Consider the following 17,707-nt stretch of genomic DNA (forward strand, 5'->3'; position numbering starts at 1 on the left):
CCAATCCCTTTACCTTTTAAAACTGATTATCAGTTGCTATATAAGTATGTGGAGCTTGATAGTATTTAAATACAGTACCAGCTAGGCTTTCTTTGCCAAAAATACGTGGCAGATTTAGACCTAAGCCAATATAAGTATGTCGTTCAGGTTTATCCCAATGGCCCTTGTCATAGCTACGAAAACCCCTAGTATAATAGCCTGCTTGCAGCTCGAAATATTCTAGGGGTGTACCTTTGAGTGGCTCAAAGCCATCGCCCTTAAGAGCAATCAAATGTTTCATGCCAGAGTAGTCAGCGGCCGCATCAAATTTTCCGCTGAAGCCGGGGGAGGGCCAATATTCCATGCGTAAATCAATTCGATCCCCCCATTTGGGGTTTTTAGAAAGCCACCAAGAAGCGCCTACACCTAATGCATCCGATATTAAATCTTCGCCTGAGAAGCCATATTTAGAAGAAGTGGAATCACCTACTTCAATCAAAGTCATCGCACTGAGGGCGGCCAATGCTGCTTTATCCTCAGGATCAGTCACTTGCTTACGCTTGAAATCCCACAACAGTCCTTCAGTTAGTAGATAGGACATGTATAGATGCCCAGTCTTATCAGCTCCACCTGCATGGGTGTCCGCACCAAACCAGCCTTCTTGTTTAAATTTAGGTGAATATTTAAACCAATCCCATTTGGTGACGCCCCAAGCCGTAAAAGCACCTGCAGCCAAGCCAAAATCTTGGGCTACTGTACGGTCTTGTGGAGTTAAACTCGTACAAGCACTTAAAGTGGTCAATATGCATAGAGATAAGCCAAGAGCAGGCAAACGCATGATGAATAATCCTTGATTAGCGGCGCAAACGCATAAATAAGTCCCGCACCATATAAAGAGCGAGCAGACTACGTCCCTCAGTACATTCATCACCTGCTACCAACTCATCAAGCCGGTTCAGTTTCCAGGGGATGACTTCTAAAGGCTCAGGTTCGTCACCCGGATAGCTAGCTGGATATAAATCACGCGCTAGCAGCAAGTTAGTATGATGCCCCATATAACCAGGGGCGAGGCTGACACGCTTGAGTAATTGAATATGATGTGCGCCATGCCCAACTTCTTCCATCAGTTCGCGATTGGCTGCCACGAATAAATCTTCGCCCAGCTCTACCTTGCCTTTAGGCAAGCCTAGTTCGTAACGTTCAGTGCCCGCTGCATACTCACGGATCATTAATACGGTTTCATTATCCAGCATCGGCACAATCAGTACCGCACCATAACCACGACTCACAAGACGTTCAAATACGCGCTGCTCGCCATTGCTAAATTCGAGATGAACTTCTTCCACTTGAAACAAGCGGCTACTCGCGACCTGTTCGGTCTTATGAATAATAGGTAAAATAGGCATTTGTCAATTTTAGCACTAGGCTCTGTGAATGCGTACTGCTTGCGCGTTAAACAGATAATAATCCGTTTTCCTAAGCATTTAGAGGTATTTCGGTTTATGCTATTCACTAGTTCAACTCGCCAACCCACTCCTTATGCCTAGTCTCATTGTTCCTTGGTCAGAAATTAGCACCGTCTTCCTCGATATGGACGGTACGTTGCTGGATCTGCATTTTGACAATCATTTCTGGTTAGAGCATCTACCGAAGCGGGTGGCCGAGCATAAACAGCTATCTGTCACTGAGGTTGAGCAGATGGTGAATGAACATTGTGCTCAGATTGAAGGTTCACTTAACTGGTATTGCCTCGATTATTGGCAAGCCCATTTAGGCATGGATCTAGTGGCTTTAAAATATGAGATTGCTGAGCGGATTGCTATGCGTGCTCATGTAGAGGAGTTTCTGACTCATTTGCGGCAACTCAATAAGCGTATTGTTCTATTGACCAATGCCCACCGTAAAAGTGTTAATCTCAAATTTGAATATGTAAATTTAGAGCCCTATTTTGACCGCATTATTACCTCACATGAGATTGGCTTAGCGAAAGAAGAGGGTGGATTTTGGGAACGCTTATTAGCAACTGAAAATTTTGACAAAAATCATAGTCTGTTCATTGACGATAATTTACAGGTATTACGCGCCGCTCAACAATACGGCTTGAAATATTTGTTAGCAGTGCGTGAGCCTGATTCTAAGCTGCCCCCTAAAGAAACTGCAGAGTTTGCGGCAGTCAGTTGTTATCAGGAGTTAATGAAGTAAAGTTTAGATAGGTTGATAAACTGACGCGGAAGAATGGAGTGGAAAAGACTCGCTGCCTTTTCCACCCCCAAGGTTGCAACAATGGTTTCCAGCTTACTCATCGCTATAGCTTTTACTCCACGCTGACCGGTCAGGTTAATCAGCGTTTCAGCCGCCTATTATGCACCTATTTAAGTTCAGAATGCACCTTTTGATCAGCAAACAGGTTCTGGGGTGAGTGTACGTGCTGTTTTAAAGCAAGCTCAGAGAAATTGTTGCAGTTAATGTCTATAATTTATAAAAAATTTACTTATTACTTAAGCAAGGATGAGGCGTGAGCTGGAAGCAAGTACTCGATAAGTACCAATATACCTTAATCACAGGATTGATTTTAATTTTGCTGCTGCTAGTTTTGCAAATGGCCTATCGCTGGTGGATACCCCGCTCGTCTACCTTAACAGAAGGCACTGCACAGGCTTATTCAGTGCTGAAGCAACAAGTGAATACTAAGGCGGGGAGTTGGTTACGTACCTTAAATACCAATATGCAAGAAGTACAAGGGGATTTGCTCTGGAATAGTGAACAACAAACGGGGATGCTGCGCTTAAAAAATCTGCCTAATCCTAAAGTAGGTTATCAATATCATCTTTGGGCTTATGATTCACATCGCCCGTCTGATCAACCAATTTCAGTGTTAGTTTTAGATCGCGGTTCGGGTCAGCAGGAGTGGTATTTGCCACTCACTGCTAATGAGTCAATTCTTAGCCCCTATAAATTTGAATTGACTCTGGAGCCTGTGGATACTCAGCAAACCGCTAACCCTTTAGTTTTGTTGATGGTACAGTTTTGAGTTAAGCCGTTTGGACTTGCTTAAGTGCCGAACGGTCTAAATCCAATAAGGTTTTAATCAGATAGCTAGAGAGTTGGTGCATTTCGGTCATGGCGCGATATTGCCCGACTTCATCACCGGCTTGAAAGTGACTTAAAGCACGTGCACTCGCTTCATGAAATTTTTCATGTGGCTCAAGCAATTGCTCAAATAGCTTGTGCGCCTCAGCACCTAAGGTCTGTACCTCTTGAGCACCTGTTCCGTAGAGCCATCGGCCCAAAGCACAATGTTGGCAATCCGTACCTTGAAAATTACCCCGATGATTTAAAGTTGCTTTAATTTTGCTTAAGTATTGCACATGATCGTTCATGCGCTGCAAGAAGAATGCTTGTTTTTTCATTGTTGACAGCCCTTAAATTGTATTAATGCAAAGTTTAGTGAGTGATTTTTAAAGTTGAAGCATGATCACTAATCAACAAACTCACTTTAGTTAATAAACTCGGCTGCCCCATTTCAGCCGGGATTTGTAGGCCTAGCATACAGTCTTCATTCATGGCAGTGACTACATAAGCAGAAGGTTCATAACAAACAATCAAGCCTTGTGTTCTTCGGTTGCTGCCTAAAGATTTAGTCAGTTGACTTGCGCCACTTAAGAGCATAGCGCTGAGGGCAGAAATTTGATCTTCATCAGCTTTATTGACTGCTGACAAAAGTGTAAGTCCTTCAGTTGTCAGAATTTGCATCGCTTGAATATCAGGTAAATTTGCCTGCAAATGCTGGGCAAATGCAGATAAGTACTGCTGGTTTAGCATAGTTATAGACCTATGGTCGTTGAGAAAACTAGTGGTTACTTGGTGTTGAATGGTATTGATTAGACTTGTGCTCTAGAACTTGCTGCGCTGCGTTAAGGCTTTTCAAGTTAAACTCTTGAATCAAGTTTTTACTATTGGTTAGTAACTGCTGCGCTTGTACTAGCTCATTCGACTTCAGATTATTGCGCGCTATTTCATGCTGATACATCACAACAAAGCGCCCCAAACGCTCAACTTGTGGGTGTAAATGGTCACGAATTTTAATTTGGCGTGCGTAGAAAAGCACACCATTTTTTGTGCTAAAATTTTTTAGGTCTAAAGCGCGATTTGCTCGTTCAATCAAGTCTTCAATACTTAACTCTAAAGCCACTGTAACTGATTTTTTGGGTGGGGCTGCCACAGGTGTGGTTTCTATGCTGGCTGTGTAATAGACCGCTTCACTGGTATCAAGTTTAGGGATTGGCACAACATTAGGCGCGGAGCTACTCGGAGTCACTGCAGCAGTGGCTTTATCAATTTCCTTAGCTTTAATCGGTGCTTGCGGCGGATTGGCTGATTTTTTGAATGAAGTTTTAGCTTCTATTACTCGATTTTTTTCAGAGTTTTCAGAAGTTGTTGCCGCTTCAGCTAATTCTAATTGAGATGTAGCCTCGTGGTTAGGATCTGTTTGAGTGTGTGTATTGGGTTGGCGCTCTATCGGTTCGGCTGCGCTCAATTTAACTAAATTAGCTTCAATTTTAGGTAGTGGTTCCTGCAAGTTTAAAGGCAAAGCTAACAATTCGGTCTGTGCTGGGCGATCCTTCTCACTTGTTTCTGTTTGATCCAGTAGTCTTTGGGGAAAAGCTAAATTTGCATTCTCAGCCTGTATCGTTACTGTCGCTTTTGTATGGTTGCGATATTCAATCGCAAATGTGCTGACCGCAATCACCATAATGCTGCTGAGTGCTAAAGCAAGCTTCAAGGTTGGGCGTTTGTAAAGACTCAAGCCTGTGGCGTGCGTGCCTAGAGTCTGTAGGGACTGAATCAAAGCCGTTGCCAATAAATACAGTTGTTGATTAGGCAAGCTGATGAGTAAAGCACTGTCTATGATCTCAGGTAGCTGCTTGTTTTTAACTAGGCTCCCGAATTGCTGCATGAGTTTACTGAGGGTAGGCAACTGCTGGTTGGGTAGGCTCATGACACTATGCGCACCTAAACCCTCGGGGCTTTGCAGTACAAAGTATTGTCGATCCCCGAGGTCACCATGAGCGAGGATAGCTAGGAGCCACGCTTTATCTAAGGTTTTTGTCAACTGCTGAATTTGTTGTGTACTGGCCGCTAGACTAGGTAGCTTGTAGTGACTGGGTAAAATATGAATTAAGACGCGTGAAGGTGCATGTTCAGTTTGCGCCAGTTCTAGGTCACGGCCACGATAAACCTCACCCATGCTGGATACCGCTAGGCAGTCTAACAATGCATAACGTTCGTCCAGTATCTTATAGCCCCTACCGGATGTGCTCATAACTCTCGCCCTTTGCTCATGTTATTCATATTCGGTTTATTTTCATCTTAGAAATATTCTCTAAGTAAAAAAGTAAGTCACACCTTGTTACCCGTAACGCTAGGGTTGATGTAGCTGACTAGTTATTATGGTTTTTTTATGGATCAGTCTTTTCTAAGCTTATTTTTTTTAAAGAAAAACGCTGTTTTTTGAGAGTAACAAAATTATTCGTGACTCGTGCTGATGAATTGTTCACAATAACCTAAAAGATGACACTCTCAATAAGTGTCGAACAACCAATGTCCAGCTTATGGGCAGTAAGCCTGTGTAAGAAGAGAAATATGGTCAGCAAGGAAAGCATCCAACAGGAATTGGAGCGGATACTGGCGAGCGAATTATTTGATGGCAAGAAGCAAGCCGGAAAATTCCTTCAGTATATTGTCAACGAAACCCTCGAAGGACGTGGGGAACGTATTACTCAATACGGTATCGCGATTGAAGCCTTGGGTAAGCCCATGGATTATTGTCCCACTGAAAGTCCTGCTGTGCGGGTCGAAGCGGGACGTGTCAGAAAATTACTTGAGGAATATTACGCTAACGAAAGTATCAGCAGTCAACACGCCTGCCACATTACTTTACCAGTGGGGGGGTATACGCCGGTTTTTAAGCCTGTTGATCATACACGTATACAATGGCGGCGTTTAGGGGGTAAGCGGGTACAGTCTTCAGGCCCTAAGGTGTATATAGCTTTTCAGAATCCTGCAACAATTCGTGACGATCGCTTACGCAGTGTTGTATATAAAATTCGCTCTAGCATGCCCGTTATTCTGGGGAAGCTTAAGACGGTACAGATTGCTTTAGCTGATCCGAGCTTTGCGGTTAGTTATGCCGACCATGCCTTAGAATATGCTTGGCGTCAGCATCAAGCAGAGTTCTTACTCTATTCTGAGGCAGTTTCGCAAAACGAGGCTCCCAAGTTACGTTACGTATTGATTCATACTCTATCACGCGAAATTGTCTGGTCGACAGAGTTTGTGCTGACAAATAGTGATGGCGAACATCTTTTAGATGAGATGTACAGGCGTTTGGTAACTGAGGTCTTCAGTCTCTATCAAGGCAGCGCTTTATCTTTTTGGAGTCACTATTGGTATCAGCAACCTTCCATGCCTGAGGCTTACCAAGTGTTAGCAGCGCATGTGCGTTTTTTACAGGCGGAAGTATCTGACAGCAGCTTTCAGGCTCTCTGGCAAGTTTGTCAAAAGCGCACCCGTCAATATCATGATGATGCTTTAGCTCACTTACACTATGCTATTGCTTGTTTGTATGCACATATGCTTAACAGTGAGTTAGATGAAAGCCTAGAGGATTTATGGCAGCGTCAAGCCTTAGCGGCTATAGAGCTTAATCCGGGTAACGCCTTAGCACATGCGATTTTTGCAGTGAATTGTTATGCACGGGGTGAGAAGGAGCTAGCGCGGGTAGAGATTGACATTGCGCGCAAATCGAATCCCTTTGATGTTGGCTGTGAGCGTTTAATTGCAACCGGTCTATGTGCTTTACGCGCTTGGGATAAATGTTTTCGTTTAGTCAAAGAAAGCAATTTAGCTGAATTTAGCTATCCTGACCCTTTAAGTGCTGTACCTTGCTTGTATTATTTCCGGCGCGGGCGCTACATTAGCCATGCTAGCACTGAGGCGGGTTTTACTGATCTAGGCGGTTGGGAACAATTTGGGCGCTTCGTCAATCACTGTCAGGCAGGTGATTGCAAAACCTGCACCTATTCGATTAGTCGTGTAGTAGATCGTTTACAACCCGATATTGGTGTGGGTTTAAGCAGTTATCTATGGCAAGAAAAAACTAGTCAGCAAGATTTAGTTGAATCAATGACTTAAGCGCTTACCGATATGATCCGCTAGTTTGGGTGCAAAGTAGCGGTAATGTCCACGAATTGGCCAAGCCAATAAGACATCTTCAACATTTGTACCTGCACCGACATTATGCCCAATCAAAGGTCGAGCTTCATCAGCACTGCGTTCTGCTAAGACTACCCCAATATGCTCTTGCCCACTGGGTAACTCCCACACGACTAAATCTCCCGATTGATAGTCATCGGGGTTATCGGTAATGATTAGACTTTTACCTTGGCGATCAAAATAGGTCATTAAATTCGGTACGCGCCGATGATCAATATTCGGATCAGGTGAGCGCAACCCCCATTTCTTCGGGTAAGTTTTAAAAGCTTTGCGCATATCTTCATGGACTTGTTTTTGTAAATCAATCCCTTGGGCTCGAAAGGCGCGGATCACAACATCTGTACAAACGCCGGTACTGTTATCTACATCACCATTCGGATAAGCCAGTTTTATATAGGCTGGATCATAGGAACGGGTGACTTTAGTTTGCTCGTAAACTGAACTAACGAGTTTAGCGATATGTTCAGGTGGCTTGGGGCGTAATTTAGGTCGACTTGGTTCAAACGGCCAAGGAAAGGGTAAAGGCTCGATCTGTGTTGGTGGCGTCGAAGGAATAGAAGTTTGCGGCGGAATTTCTATAGGCAGAGGTCGCAAGAGCTGTTGAGCCACCCAGTAGCTGAGCAGCGCGAACAATAAAATCAGCAGCAAGTCATAAAATAGTGAAATTAAGCGCATAACCTGATGATAATGATCTGAGAGTTTTAACCGATACTAGCAGCTAAGGTCTTGGATTGATGAATTTCCCCATACCAGACAATGCTGCTGCTATGGGTTGTTTTAGCCCAATACATAGCGGTATCACCATATTCTAAGATGAGACTAGGATTATAATTACAAGCTGCGGCAGATACTGCACCCGCACTTAGACTAGTAGGCAATTGTTGGTCATTAAACCTTAAAGGTGTCGATAAATTATGCACTATCTGCTGATAATGCTCATTAATTTCAGTAGGGCTGGCATAAGGAATTAGCCAAAGAAATTCATCTCCACCAATTCTACCTACAGATCCTAACTTTTCTAAACTACTTTTAAAGTGGTGGGCAATCTGTATCAGTAGCTGATCACCTGCTGGATGGCCGTAATTATCATTAATACTTTTGAATTTATTTAAATCCAAAAATACAATACAAAAATCAGACTTTTTCTGACAAAACTCATTGAGTTTATTCATCATAAACTGACGACTGTACAAACCAGTCAAGGAATCTTTTTCAATTTGATTACGTTGCCGGTTCTGCTCTTGGATTAATACATAAATAAGCTGACCCACAATGATCAATAGTGACAATATTGCTAAACCAACAAGCCATAGAGCGTTTAGTAAATCTTGCCAAAATGCCCTAGTATAATCCCCCTTACTGGCAGAAATATTGTTAATTAAACAATAGCTGATGTTTTCACGATGTTGTTCAAGACTACTAATCCAGAGCTTCAAGTGTGCAGCAGTTAAGTCCTTTCCATTGATAAAGTCTTCATTTATCGACTGTACATACCTTTCTAATTCGTGCAACATCAGGTCTAAGTTAGGTACACTAGATAAATTCGGGTCTTGAGTTAAATTGCTACGTACTATCAGTAAACGATTGCGCAATGCTTGGTATTGACTGTGTAGTTGATGACGAGTGCTAGCGTTCGCTAAATAGAGGCGGCTTTCATGAATGGTGCTGTCAATTTCACGATTTAAATACTCTAAGCTCCAAATAGTTTCATGGCGATATTTTTCTAAAGCAAAAAAAGTTGAGACGACATGCAGCGCAGAGACATAAATCAGTACTAAAGTCAGTGGTACTAATGACCACTGATAAATAGCTCGAACATGACGTGTAATTTTTAACATATTTATTCAAATTATTAGTCGTTAGTGCAAAGCTTTTTATTTTAATTTTGATCATTAATAAAACGGCTTGGAATAATCCACGGTACACTGGTACAGCCTATTTCACATTCTATATGATAAACATTTTTTAAATTTTCAGATGATAAGACTGTAGCGGCGCTACCTGTGTCGACAATACAACCGCTTTTTAATAAATACAAGCGATCACAATAACGTGCCGCGAGTGAAAGTTCATGCAAAACTACAATGCAAGCACGTTCGCCTTGAGCAAACTGGCGTAATAATTCTAAAGTCTGGAGCTGATAACCGGGGTCGAGTGCTGCGATAGGCTCATCCGCCAGCAAAACAGTAGGCTCTGCCGCTAAAGCCCGTGCTAATAAGACGCGTGTACGTTCACCTCCAGAAAGAGTCGTCGCATCTCGATGTCTTAACTGCTCAATACCGTTTTGTTGAATGGCTTGATCAATCGCAGCTTGATCCTTTGCATTCGCTTGCTGCCAAGCGGCTAAATGCGGCAAGCGTCCAAGTGCGACTAGACGCTCTACGGTGAGCGGCCAATGAATCATGCCACCTTGGGCTAGCCATGCGAGTTTTTGACTGCGTTCTTGGGTCGAAAGTTTGTGTAGGGCTTGCGCTTGGAATTGCACAGAACCGCTAGTCGGTTTTTGTAAACCGGCTAAAATTTTCAACAGAGTTGATTTACCCGCACCATTGGGGCCAATTAAACCAAGCAGTTCACCGGCTTTAAGTTCTAGCTGTACATCTTGCAAAAGTAACTGTTGCTTACGCTTAAAGCTAATTCCCGTCGCTACTAATAAGCTCATAGGTGCTCCTTGCGATTGCGCAGGATCAAATACAGGAAAAAGGGTGCACCTACTAAAGCAGTTAGGACGCCGACTTTAATCGCCGCATCGGTCGGAATTAAACGTACCCCAATATCTGCCGCCAGTAACATGGCTGCACCACCTAAAGCGGCTGCAGGTAACAAACGACCCGGCTCATAGTTCACCAAGGGACGCAGCAAGTGGGGGACAACTAAACCTATAAAGCCAATCATACCCGTAGTTGCTACGGTAGCACCGACTGCAAAGGCGATGGCAATAAAAATTCGCCAGCGTATCCAACTAGGGTTAACCCCCAAAGAAGCTGCTGTTTCTTCGCCAAGGGTGAGCGCATTTAATTGCTTACCGACCCCTAACATCAAAGCCCAACCGATCAAGGTGAAGGGTAACATTAGCCAGAAATCATCCATACTGCGGTCGGTAATATCCCCCATCGTCCACAGCACCAACTCACGCATCGCATAAGGGCTGGGGGCAAGATTTAATAATAAAGACATCGCACTGGTAGCAAGCGCATTCACTGCGACACCGGCAAGAATAAGGGTGGTGATACTCGCATCACGTCCTGCTAGAGCAAAAACTAAGGCCGTGGCGACTAAAGAGCCTAACATCGCGGATAGAGGTAACATTTGTAACGAAACGTTTTGCCAGCCGAAGTACAGCACTATCACTGCACAGAGCGCCGCACCACTGCTACTGCCAATTAAATCAGGACTCGCCAAGGGATTACGTAACAAACCCTGCATCGCAGCACCACCTAAACCGAGGGTCGCACCTGCCAATAAAGCAATTAAGGTGCGGGGTAAGCGAATTTCAGTGAGAATAATGGCAAATACTGAACTGTGATCGGTAAACACTTCATTCGCTGCTTGCCATATCGGTAAAGGGTCACGTCCGACCACCAAGGATAAGCAAAACAAACCGAAAACCAGCAAGCTCAAACTCATTAACAGGGTGCGATACTTCATTGAAGTAGCCTTTGGGTTTCGAGCTTGAGGCGTTCACTTTGAAGGCTTGCAATCGTGTCTATGATCCACGGGCCATCACAAATCGTCCTATTACTTGGCACACTAATCATTTTGGGGTTTAAGCGTGAACCCCGTAAAGCGGGATGTTGAGCTAAGGCTTCAGCGCGTGAATAGGTGTTGAGCGTATAGGGTGAGTCGATCAAGGCATCGGGTTGTAGGCGTACCATAGTTTCTAAATCGAGTGCACCATAATCACGAACTCCGGCTAATTCCCCGGCATTGTGCCAGCCGGCTAAAGTCATGCTTTGCCCACGTAAAGATTCCGCACCCACCGTATAACCATTGGGGTCATAGACGGCGGCTAAAGGTGCGCTAGCTTCAGCGGCTGGCAAACTAGCTAGATAAGCTTGCATGGTTTTGACGATAGCAGCACCACGTTCTGGATGCCCAGTAAGCTTGGCCATGAGTTCAATATTACTAAACACTTGCTGCATATTATTCGCTAGCGGCAAGGTTTCGACACGTAGGCCAAGCTTTTTCAGCAAGGTGACGGTTTGAATCCCACCCCATTCACCAGCAATCACTAAATCCGGCCTAAACGGTAAAACTTCCTCCGCTAAACCGGTCGTAGTTGGGTAATTCAGCGCTTTGGTTTGAAAGTAAGATGCGCCTTCATCATGGGAAAGATGGGTTAAAGCACTAATTTGTTCAGGATCAGCGAGGAGTAATAAGAGTTCATCAGCACATAGATTGATCGACACAATGCGTTTTGGCACTTTGTCTGCAGCCGTATAGCTCGATAAGACCAAGCAAAGTAGTAGACTTAATATCCAGCGCCAAAGAAGGAAAAAATAAGGGAAACAGCGAGAACGCATAAACTTTAAATCTTGCCTGTATTCATGGGAGAGCACAGCATAGTGGCATGGGCTAAGTCTTAGTGGCAAGCAGTTTAGTGGAGCTAGTATTTAGCACTTGAAAAGAGCAAGCTAGCCCCCTTCCCAAAACGCAGAACAGGATTCCTATGCCCACGCATGCCTATACTTGGCGAGCTGATTTATATTTACTTATGGCTACTGGCTTAGCCGGTTTAGGTTGGATTTTTTCTAAAGAAGTAGTTTCGATTTGGCCGCCGTTATTATTTTTAGGCGTGCGCTTTTTATTAGGTGGGGCGTTGCTACTGCCGTTTGCTTGTCCGGCGCTTAAGCAATTAAAACTGCTTGAGTTTAAAATCATGCTACGCGTGGGCTGTATCTTTTCACTCGGGATGGTGCTGTGGATGTGGGGATTAACCCATGCGCAGCATTTGGGGGTGGGGGCATTTTTAAATACCTTGGCGATTGTGCTGGTGCCGGTGATTGCCATGGCTTATGGCGAGCGTCCAAATATGTTGGTGTGGTTAGCCTTACCATTGTCAATGGTGGGGATGGCGTGCTTATTCTTAGAAAGCCATTTTGCGCTCGGCATGGGTGAACTGGCCTTTATAGCGGCTGCAATTGTGTTTGCACTGAGTTTTACTTTAACTAGCCAAGCCGCGTATCGCTTGCCGGTGTTGGCTTTGACGGCAATTCAATTAATGACCGTGGGCGTGGTGAGCTTAGGGCTTTCGGCGGGTTTGGAAACTTGGAATTTTCAGCCGCCGCCTAGTTTATGGCTTTGGCTAGTTTTAAGTATTGTGCTTTCAACCAGCGGACGCTTTTTGATGCAAATTAAAGGACAAGGCTTAGCGCCAGCCAGTCATGCGATTTTAATTCTGAGTTTAGAGCCGGTGTGGGTAGCGCTGATGGCGGCGTTATGGTTTGGGGAGAGTATGAGCGCCTTACAGCTTATGGGCTGTGCCTTAATTTTTGCAGCCGTACTCATGAGCCGCTGGAAGGTTATTTGGCAGCTACTAAAGGGCTAGTTTGTTTAGAAATGGTGCAGGGTTTCTGGGGTAGTCTTAGCTACAATTCAACTATTAGGAAGGTTAATTAAAATAAATAAGCTAAGGATAGAGTATGAAAACCCAAGAATTAACAGGAGTTAAGCGGCTGATCGCTCAAGTCAGTCTAATTAGTGTGGTGCTAGTGGCTAGTAGCCTAAACTCAGCGCAAGCAGGTTGGCGCTTAGAATGTGCTGGACGTGCTCCCGCTTGGAGTGTGGAGGTATACCCCAAAGCCTTAAAAGCCCGTGTAGCAGGCAAAAACGCTATGCTCCCGATTTTGAGTAAACGCCAAGCACACGGTAACCGGAATAAAGTTGCAATCAAAACTCAAATCCGCAGTAGGAATCAAACGGATCGCCTCGATTTAACTTTAACCTTTACGAAAAATTGCCGCAGTAGTGTGAACGGCAAGCTCATGACTTTTCATGCAAAGGGCAATTTTAACCAGACTTCATTGACGGGTTGTTGTCGTGCGGTGCGGGGATAATTGCTTAGACTCCCCCCATTCCTAGCCCTTTCCCCCGCAAAGAGGGAAGGGCTTGAGCAGGTGTACGCACCTTAAATCAAGCGGTAAGCGCCTTGCGCACACTGCACATTCCCTAGCACACACAAAGTTTCGAGGACTTCTTCGAGTGCTTTAGGTTTGGTTTTGAATTGCTGGTTTAACTCGTTTAAGGTTCTAGATTGAGTTAGGAGGCTACGCACTAATTTGACTTGTTCTGGTAAGGCTTTCGGCCAAGCCAACTGACTCGCCACCGCCACGCTCACTGTCTCCGTTTCATCCACGTCGACGGCTAATTCGGTTTGTTGCACACTTTGTGTGTGTGGCGCTTGGAATTCGGGGCGTAACCAGCGAATCAGACCTTGAGCTTCTTCATTGGCACGTTCGGTGTTTAAGGCGACTAAACGGCTAAGCAGTTCTTCTTCGGCTTGAGCTTGCGCTTCGGGTTTATCGGGGAGTGGGTTAGTGGCTCCGGCTTTGCCCACGAGTTGTTCGGCGAGATCATTCCAGCCATAAGCGTCAAATACGGCGCGGTCGAGGTCGTCGTGGAGTTCTTGGAGGATGGTGATTAAGCCTTGTTGATGGGTGATTTTTTCTTTGTCGTTGAGGGTTTCGCCTGTTCTGAGTTTTTCGAGGACGTTGTACATATTGGTGAGGGTGAGTTCGGGGTGGGCGGCTTGTTGGCGTTTGCGGTGGCTGTCTAGTCGTTCAGCTAAATCGCGGATTTTGGTTTTTTGGGTTTCGGTGGGGTTCGGGAAGGGGAAGGTTTCAAAGCAGGTTGAGTTATTGTAACGAGGTCTATTTTCAAGTGTTCCCCCCAGAGCTAGTGACCATAGTATATGTAAGCGACTACTTAAAATACCCAATAAGCATGTATCGCTACTGGTAACTGATATTAGTCCTTGATCAGCTAAGTACTCTGTTGAAATTTGTACAAACAACCTATGTTTAGCAGTCATAGGAGTAGCAAAGTAATATTTCAACTTATTTAGTGCTGCACGCATCTCGGAGCGTGACTCTCCAAATATCCACCAATTTTTCTGATGAGCTAAACGTTGCACTTGCATTCTAAACGGCCTAACTTCTGTAAGGATTTTTTGGTACGCATTAGGGAATTTTTCGAGAGCTTGCTGTTGCGTTAAACCATGAAAGTCTATGACAAAAGTATTTCTAGATGTTTGTGTTAAATCCCGACCATTTAAATACTTTTTTACTGAATCTGGTTCAGATTTGATAATAGGATTATCAGCTTCAACTAAGAAACCTGTACCCACTAAAATTACGCCCATGAAAGACAAGCTGGTATTGGACAGGAGTGTTTTAGCTGAAGCTACATTAGCTCCTGCAGTAAGATCGGCGTGTATGATCCCTTCTTTACTGTTTAGCACTATTTCTGGAGCTTCTTCAGAAGTTTCAGTTTCGGAAGTAATACTCTGTACTTTTCCTATAACTGCAGGTTGTTTGGCATCTCCTACAGTTAAGCTAATTCGTACAGATGCACCATCATAACTATCAACCCAAGGATGATCAGGAATTGCAAAGATCAACGAAAGTGGCGGTTGAGCTTCCAAATGATTTTGAACAATCTTACGGTTAAACGTCTGCCGTAAACTGTTCGTGGTAATAAATCCGAAGCGCTGCGTTTCTGTAGTCCGCACAATTTCAGCCGCTTGATGCCACCAGTACATCACGAAATCTGCTGAATCTGGCACATCTAGCCAAGTCGCCCGCAGCGCATCCACATAGCCATCACCTAATGCAGTGCGCATTCGTTTGTTACCAATGAACGGCGGATTTCCCACAATAAAATCAGCCTTCGGCCAAACCGCCTTACGCGGCTTCACATACCGCTGCATCAGTACACGTGCCGCCTCATCCGGTATATCCTTACCCATCACCGGATGCACTTTCATCGTCACCCCATCCCAGCGCGTCACCGGCTTGCCCGATTCATCCAATACTGGCTCAATCGCCTCCCACGCCAACACTGCATCCCGACACTCAATATTATGAAAATCTCGCAAAATTGGCTCAGGCGGCGAGACATTGCCATGTGTGCGGAAATGCCATTGCAAATAACCAATCCACAACACCATCTCGGCAATTTTTGCCGCACGTGGATTCACTTCAATCCCTAAAAACTGTTGCGGGCTAACCGAGACACTTTCCATTTCCAAAGAGGTTTGCACAAAGCCCAATTGCTGCAAAAAGTCGAGGATTTCACCTTCTAGCTTTTTCATGTGTTCCAAGGTCACATACAAGAAATTCCCTGAGCCACAAGCAGGGTCAAGAATGCGCAAGCTGCACAGGTGGGTGTGAAAGTCTTGCACTAACTTAATCGCATCGCTGGTCTTTTTGCCTTTCTTACTCGGTTTTTGCTGTTCCAATAACACCGCAGCGGCTTGAATGTTTTTCCATTCTTCACGCAAGGGTTCAATCACGGTCGGAAACACCAAGCGCTCTACATAAGCACGTGGTGTATAATGTGCACCCAATTTATGTCGCTCTTTGGGGTTTAACGCACGTTCTAACAATGTGCCGAAAATAGCGGGTTCAACAAACCGCCAATCGGCCAAGGAAGCTTCCAGCAATAAAGCAATTTGTGCTTTATTCAAAGCGAGGGCATTCGCTTCGGCAAATAAGCCACCATTAAAGCGCTTGATTTGCTCCATGGACACGCCTTCAAAGCCCCCTGTATCCATTAAAGTCCACAAGTTTTTTAAGGCTGGTGCACAGCTTTCTGGTTTGTCTTTGAGCTTTTCTAAAAGCTGCGTGAAAATCTTTTCTGGTAATAAGCCCACATCTTCGGCAAACATGGTGAATAAGCAGCGCATTAAAAACGTACCCACTTGTTCGGGGCTGTGCTGCTGTTCTAAAGATTTGGCTAATTCGGCTAAATGCGTGGCAATGATGCGGGTGACTAAAGCGGCTTTCTTTGATGGGTCGAGGCTATGCGGGTCGAGCCAAATGGCGCGTAAACGTTCACGAATCTCAGCTTTGGCTAAGTCTTCTAATTTAATCCGATACGAATTCTGATCGGGAAACGCCGTATAAGTCGAACCTGAGCAGCTAAACTCGCTATACACCTGCAACACATGCCCAACATCGGTCACAATTAAAAACGGTGATTTTTTCTCAAACTGCGGCAGGTTTTTAATATAACCTTCGGCTTGGTTATAAGCCCGTTCTAAAGCCACATCTAAACCACCCGAACCTACTTTTTTCCCGGTGGATTTCGCCTCTAATACAAAACTATCGCGCTTATATAAATCAATAAACCCCGGATTCGATTTGCCACTGGAATCAAATAGATCCACCCGTCGCTCGAACACATAAGCATTCTGTTGATTATCCGCTTGGGCAGGCTGGGGTTTTTCGACGGCTAATAGATCGCATAGTTCGGTTAGAAACAGTTGGTAATTGGCTTTTTCATAACCTGTTTTACCTTGCCAGCGTTGAATAAAAGCGGTGCTTGCCTCAGTTGCAATACTCATGAATAGCCCTTGCGCAAAAAATAGAAAATAGGGAATTTAACTGATTTATGCACGAGGGGCTAGAAAACTCGGTGGAGCTAACAGGGGGGATTGTTGGCTTGGTGCTAAATTAGTTTTAATTGCCGTTAAGTTTCAGATTGATGCATAATGCATGCATTGTGTTGCATGAGGGTTTCCAATGGCCTCTTTACAAATCAGAGATATGCCGGAAGACATTTATCGAGCTTTAAGCGCCAAAGCTATCTCCGAGCATCGTAGCTTGACCCAACAGGCTTTAGTGGAGCTGATTAAATCTTTACGTACTGGGCGGAATCCAGCCAGAGTGCAAGTGCTAGCTAAGATTCGCAATGAGTTAAGCCATTCAGCATTACCAGCAGAGCTTAGTCCTGAGTTTTTGATTGCTGAAGATCGCTTACGATGAGCGGTCAGCGTTGGGTATTAGATGCTTCGGCGGCTGTGTCCTTGGTCCTGCGCCAGCCTGATGCAGCGCTATTTTTAGCCGCCTTAGAGGAAAGTGAGCGTATTTTTGTACCGCATCTGTATTTTGCAGAGTGCACCAATGCTTTATGGAAATATGTGAGCCATCAATTACTAGATTTAGATACGGTGGTAAATCGCCTAGAGGAATTGATGATATTGCCCGATGAAATTGTCCAAGATCAAACGCTTATGCTAGAAGCCTTATCTTTAGCTAGCCAAACTAAGCATCCTGTATATGATGCTGTTTATTTAGTCTTAGCGCGTCGTTGTGCGGCTGGTTTATTAACTAAAGATAAGCGATTAAGTCAATTAGCAAACCAGCTAGGTATTAAAGTACTCAGTCACTAAAAACCATGGTCATGCACCAGAGGAGTTGAAGAGCCACTAAAGCGGTAGTAACTTAAGCGA

The 17,707-nt window shown here is 44.6% G+C and carries 18 protein-coding genes; 7 read left to right on the plus strand and 11 right to left on the minus strand.

Annotation, left to right across the window (positions count from 1 at the left end):
* Nucleotides 1-16: 16 nt before the first annotated feature.
* Both Q0307_RS10265 and nudE read right to left on the minus strand, forming a co-directional pair.
* Nucleotides 17-817, minus strand: a complete 801-nt coding sequence (locus tag Q0307_RS10265; protein ID WP_298660176.1) for a DUF2279 domain-containing protein — start codon at nucleotides 815-817, stop codon at nucleotides 17-19.
* Between the two features lie 16 nt (nucleotides 818-833).
* A complete protein-coding gene (gene nudE / locus Q0307_RS10270; RefSeq protein ID WP_298660178.1) occupies nucleotides 834-1,385 on the minus strand; it encodes an ADP compounds hydrolase NudE in 552 nt (183 codons plus the stop codon).
* A gap of 133 nt (nucleotides 1,386-1,518) precedes the next feature.
* On the opposite strand from nudE, the gene yrfG reads away from it, so the two are divergent.
* Both yrfG and Q0307_RS10280 read left to right on the plus strand, forming a co-directional pair.
* Nucleotides 1,519-2,181 (plus strand): GMP/IMP nucleotidase, encoded by a 663-nt coding sequence (gene yrfG, locus Q0307_RS10275; protein ID WP_298660181.1) that lies wholly within the window; start codon nucleotides 1,519-1,521, stop codon nucleotides 2,179-2,181.
* Nucleotides 2,182-2,494: 313 nt separating this feature from the next.
* Nucleotides 2,495-3,010 (plus strand): anti-sigma factor, encoded by a 516-nt coding sequence (locus Q0307_RS10280; protein WP_298660183.1) that lies wholly within the window; start codon nucleotides 2,495-2,497, stop codon nucleotides 3,008-3,010.
* Between the two features lies 1 nt (nucleotide 3,011).
* On the opposite strand, the gene Q0307_RS10285 is transcribed toward Q0307_RS10280, so the two are convergent.
* From Q0307_RS10285 to Q0307_RS10295, 3 genes are read right to left on the minus strand one after another with little or no spacing between them, the layout of a single operon-like run.
* Nucleotides 3,012-3,389, minus strand: coding sequence for a CZB domain-containing protein (locus tag Q0307_RS10285; RefSeq protein ID WP_298660185.1), 378 nt, complete (start codon nucleotides 3,387-3,389; stop codon nucleotides 3,012-3,014).
* Nucleotides 3,390-3,423: 34 nt separating this feature from the next.
* Entirely contained in the window at nucleotides 3,424-3,801 is a 378-nt protein-coding gene (locus tag Q0307_RS10290; RefSeq protein ID WP_298660188.1) for a roadblock/LC7 domain-containing protein, read from the minus strand.
* Nucleotides 3,802-3,829: 28 nt separating this feature from the next.
* Entirely contained in the window at nucleotides 3,830-5,302 is a 1,473-nt protein-coding gene (locus Q0307_RS10295; protein WP_298660190.1) for a hypothetical protein, read from the minus strand.
* 320 nt (nucleotides 5,303-5,622) lie between these two features.
* Between Q0307_RS10295 and Q0307_RS10300 the strand changes: the two genes are divergently transcribed.
* Nucleotides 5,623-7,173: a hypothetical protein gene (locus tag Q0307_RS10300; RefSeq protein WP_298660193.1), complete on the plus strand. Its 1,551-nt coding sequence runs from the start codon at nucleotides 5,623-5,625 to the stop codon at nucleotides 7,171-7,173.
* On the opposite strand, the gene Q0307_RS10305 is transcribed toward Q0307_RS10300, so the two are convergent.
* The 5 genes from Q0307_RS10305 to Q0307_RS10325 are packed head-to-tail and all read right to left on the minus strand — an operon-like array spanning nucleotide 7,162 to nucleotide 11,678.
* Nucleotides 7,162-7,929 (minus strand): DUF1287 domain-containing protein, encoded by a 768-nt coding sequence (locus Q0307_RS10305; protein WP_298660195.1) that lies wholly within the window; start codon nucleotides 7,927-7,929, stop codon nucleotides 7,162-7,164. The genes Q0307_RS10300 and Q0307_RS10305 overlap by 12 nt on opposite strands.
* 26 nt (nucleotides 7,930-7,955) lie before the next feature.
* A complete protein-coding gene (locus tag Q0307_RS10310) occupies nucleotides 7,956-9,092 on the minus strand; it encodes a diguanylate cyclase (protein WP_298660197.1) in 1,137 nt (378 codons plus the stop codon).
* A gap of 41 nt (nucleotides 9,093-9,133) precedes the next feature.
* Nucleotides 9,134-9,916 (minus strand): ABC transporter ATP-binding protein, encoded by a 783-nt coding sequence (locus Q0307_RS10315; protein WP_298660199.1) that lies wholly within the window; start codon nucleotides 9,914-9,916, stop codon nucleotides 9,134-9,136.
* On the minus strand, nucleotides 9,913-10,902 hold the full coding sequence (locus Q0307_RS10320) for an iron ABC transporter permease (RefSeq protein WP_298660201.1): 990 nt from the start codon (nucleotides 10,900-10,902) through the stop codon (nucleotides 9,913-9,915). The genes Q0307_RS10315 and Q0307_RS10320 overlap by 4 nt, the downstream gene beginning before the upstream one ends.
* A complete protein-coding gene (locus tag Q0307_RS10325; protein WP_298660203.1) occupies nucleotides 10,899-11,678 on the minus strand; it encodes an ABC transporter substrate-binding protein in 780 nt (259 codons plus the stop codon). Before Q0307_RS10325 ends, Q0307_RS10320 begins: the two co-directional genes overlap by 4 nt.
* 245 nt (nucleotides 11,679-11,923) lie before the next feature.
* Between Q0307_RS10325 and Q0307_RS10330 the strand changes: the two genes are divergently transcribed.
* Together Q0307_RS10330 and Q0307_RS10335 are read left to right on the plus strand one after the other, a co-directional pair.
* Nucleotides 11,924-12,802, plus strand: a complete 879-nt coding sequence (locus tag Q0307_RS10330) for a DMT family transporter (protein ID WP_298660204.1) — start codon at nucleotides 11,924-11,926, stop codon at nucleotides 12,800-12,802.
* 94 nt (nucleotides 12,803-12,896) lie between these two features.
* A complete protein-coding gene (locus tag Q0307_RS10335; RefSeq protein WP_298660205.1) occupies nucleotides 12,897-13,310 on the plus strand; it encodes a hypothetical protein in 414 nt (137 codons plus the stop codon).
* A 71-nt stretch (nucleotides 13,311-13,381) separates the two neighbouring features.
* Here Q0307_RS10335 and Q0307_RS10340 read toward each other — a convergent pair whose 3' ends face one another.
* Nucleotides 13,382-16,819: a DNA methyltransferase gene (locus Q0307_RS10340; protein WP_298660206.1), complete on the minus strand. Its 3,438-nt coding sequence runs from the start codon at nucleotides 16,817-16,819 to the stop codon at nucleotides 13,382-13,384.
* A 178-nt stretch (nucleotides 16,820-16,997) separates the two neighbouring features.
* Between Q0307_RS10340 and Q0307_RS10345 the strand changes: the two genes are divergently transcribed.
* Nucleotides 16,998-17,240, plus strand: coding sequence for a hypothetical protein (locus Q0307_RS10345; RefSeq protein ID WP_298660208.1), 243 nt, complete (start codon nucleotides 16,998-17,000; stop codon nucleotides 17,238-17,240).
* The gene (locus Q0307_RS10350; RefSeq protein ID WP_298660210.1) at nucleotides 17,237-17,647 is read left to right on the plus strand and encodes a type II toxin-antitoxin system VapC family toxin; all 411 of its coding nucleotides are present in this window, start codon (nucleotides 17,237-17,239) and stop codon (nucleotides 17,645-17,647) included. The genes Q0307_RS10345 and Q0307_RS10350 overlap by 4 nt, the downstream gene beginning before the upstream one ends.
* Nucleotides 17,648-17,707 lie beyond the last annotated feature (60 nt).

This window comes from uncultured Thiothrix sp. (assembly GCF_937873765.1).
GTDB lineage: Bacteria > Pseudomonadota > Gammaproteobacteria > Thiotrichales > Thiotrichaceae > Thiolinea.

Bases quoted from the DNA above. Each gene is read 5' to 3' on its own strand.
- Q0307_RS10345 (WP_298660208.1), top strand. From the start codon at position 16,998: ATGGCCTCTTTACAAATCAGAGATATGCCGGAAGACATTTATCGAGCT.
- Q0307_RS10290 (WP_298660188.1), bottom strand. From the start codon at position 3,801: ATGCTAAACCAGCAGTACTTATCTGCATTTGCCCAGCATTTGCAGGCA.
- Q0307_RS10330 (WP_298660204.1), top strand. From the start codon at position 11,924: ATGCCCACGCATGCCTATACTTGGCGAGCTGATTTATATTTACTTATG.
- nudE (WP_298660178.1), bottom strand. From the start codon at position 1,385: ATGCCTATTTTACCTATTATTCATAAGACCGAACAGGTCGCGAGTAGC.
- Q0307_RS10340 (WP_298660206.1), bottom strand. From the start codon at position 16,819: ATGAGTATTGCAACTGAGGCAAGCACCGCTTTTATTCAACGCTGGCAA.
- Q0307_RS10265 (WP_298660176.1), bottom strand. From the start codon at position 817: ATGCGTTTGCCTGCTCTTGGCTTATCTCTATGCATATTGACCACTTTA.
- Q0307_RS10285 (WP_298660185.1), bottom strand. From the start codon at position 3,389: ATGAAAAAACAAGCATTCTTCTTGCAGCGCATGAACGATCATGTGCAA.
- Q0307_RS10295 (WP_298660190.1), bottom strand. From the start codon at position 5,302: ATGAGCACATCCGGTAGGGGCTATAAGATACTGGACGAACGTTATGCA.
- Q0307_RS10315 (WP_298660199.1), bottom strand. From the start codon at position 9,916: ATGAGCTTATTAGTAGCGACGGGAATTAGCTTTAAGCGTAAGCAACAG.
- yrfG (WP_298660181.1), top strand. From the start codon at position 1,519: ATGCCTAGTCTCATTGTTCCTTGGTCAGAAATTAGCACCGTCTTCCTC.
- Q0307_RS10305 (WP_298660195.1), bottom strand. From the start codon at position 7,929: ATGCGCTTAATTTCACTATTTTATGACTTGCTGCTGATTTTATTGTTC.
- Q0307_RS10350 (WP_298660210.1), top strand. From the start codon at position 17,237: ATGAGCGGTCAGCGTTGGGTATTAGATGCTTCGGCGGCTGTGTCCTTG.
- Q0307_RS10320 (WP_298660201.1), bottom strand. From the start codon at position 10,902: ATGAAGTATCGCACCCTGTTAATGAGTTTGAGCTTGCTGGTTTTCGGT.
- Q0307_RS10335 (WP_298660205.1), top strand. From the start codon at position 12,897: ATGAAAACCCAAGAATTAACAGGAGTTAAGCGGCTGATCGCTCAAGTC.
- Q0307_RS10300 (WP_298660193.1), top strand. From the start codon at position 5,623: ATGGTCAGCAAGGAAAGCATCCAACAGGAATTGGAGCGGATACTGGCG.
- Q0307_RS10310 (WP_298660197.1), bottom strand. From the start codon at position 9,092: ATGTTAAAAATTACACGTCATGTTCGAGCTATTTATCAGTGGTCATTA.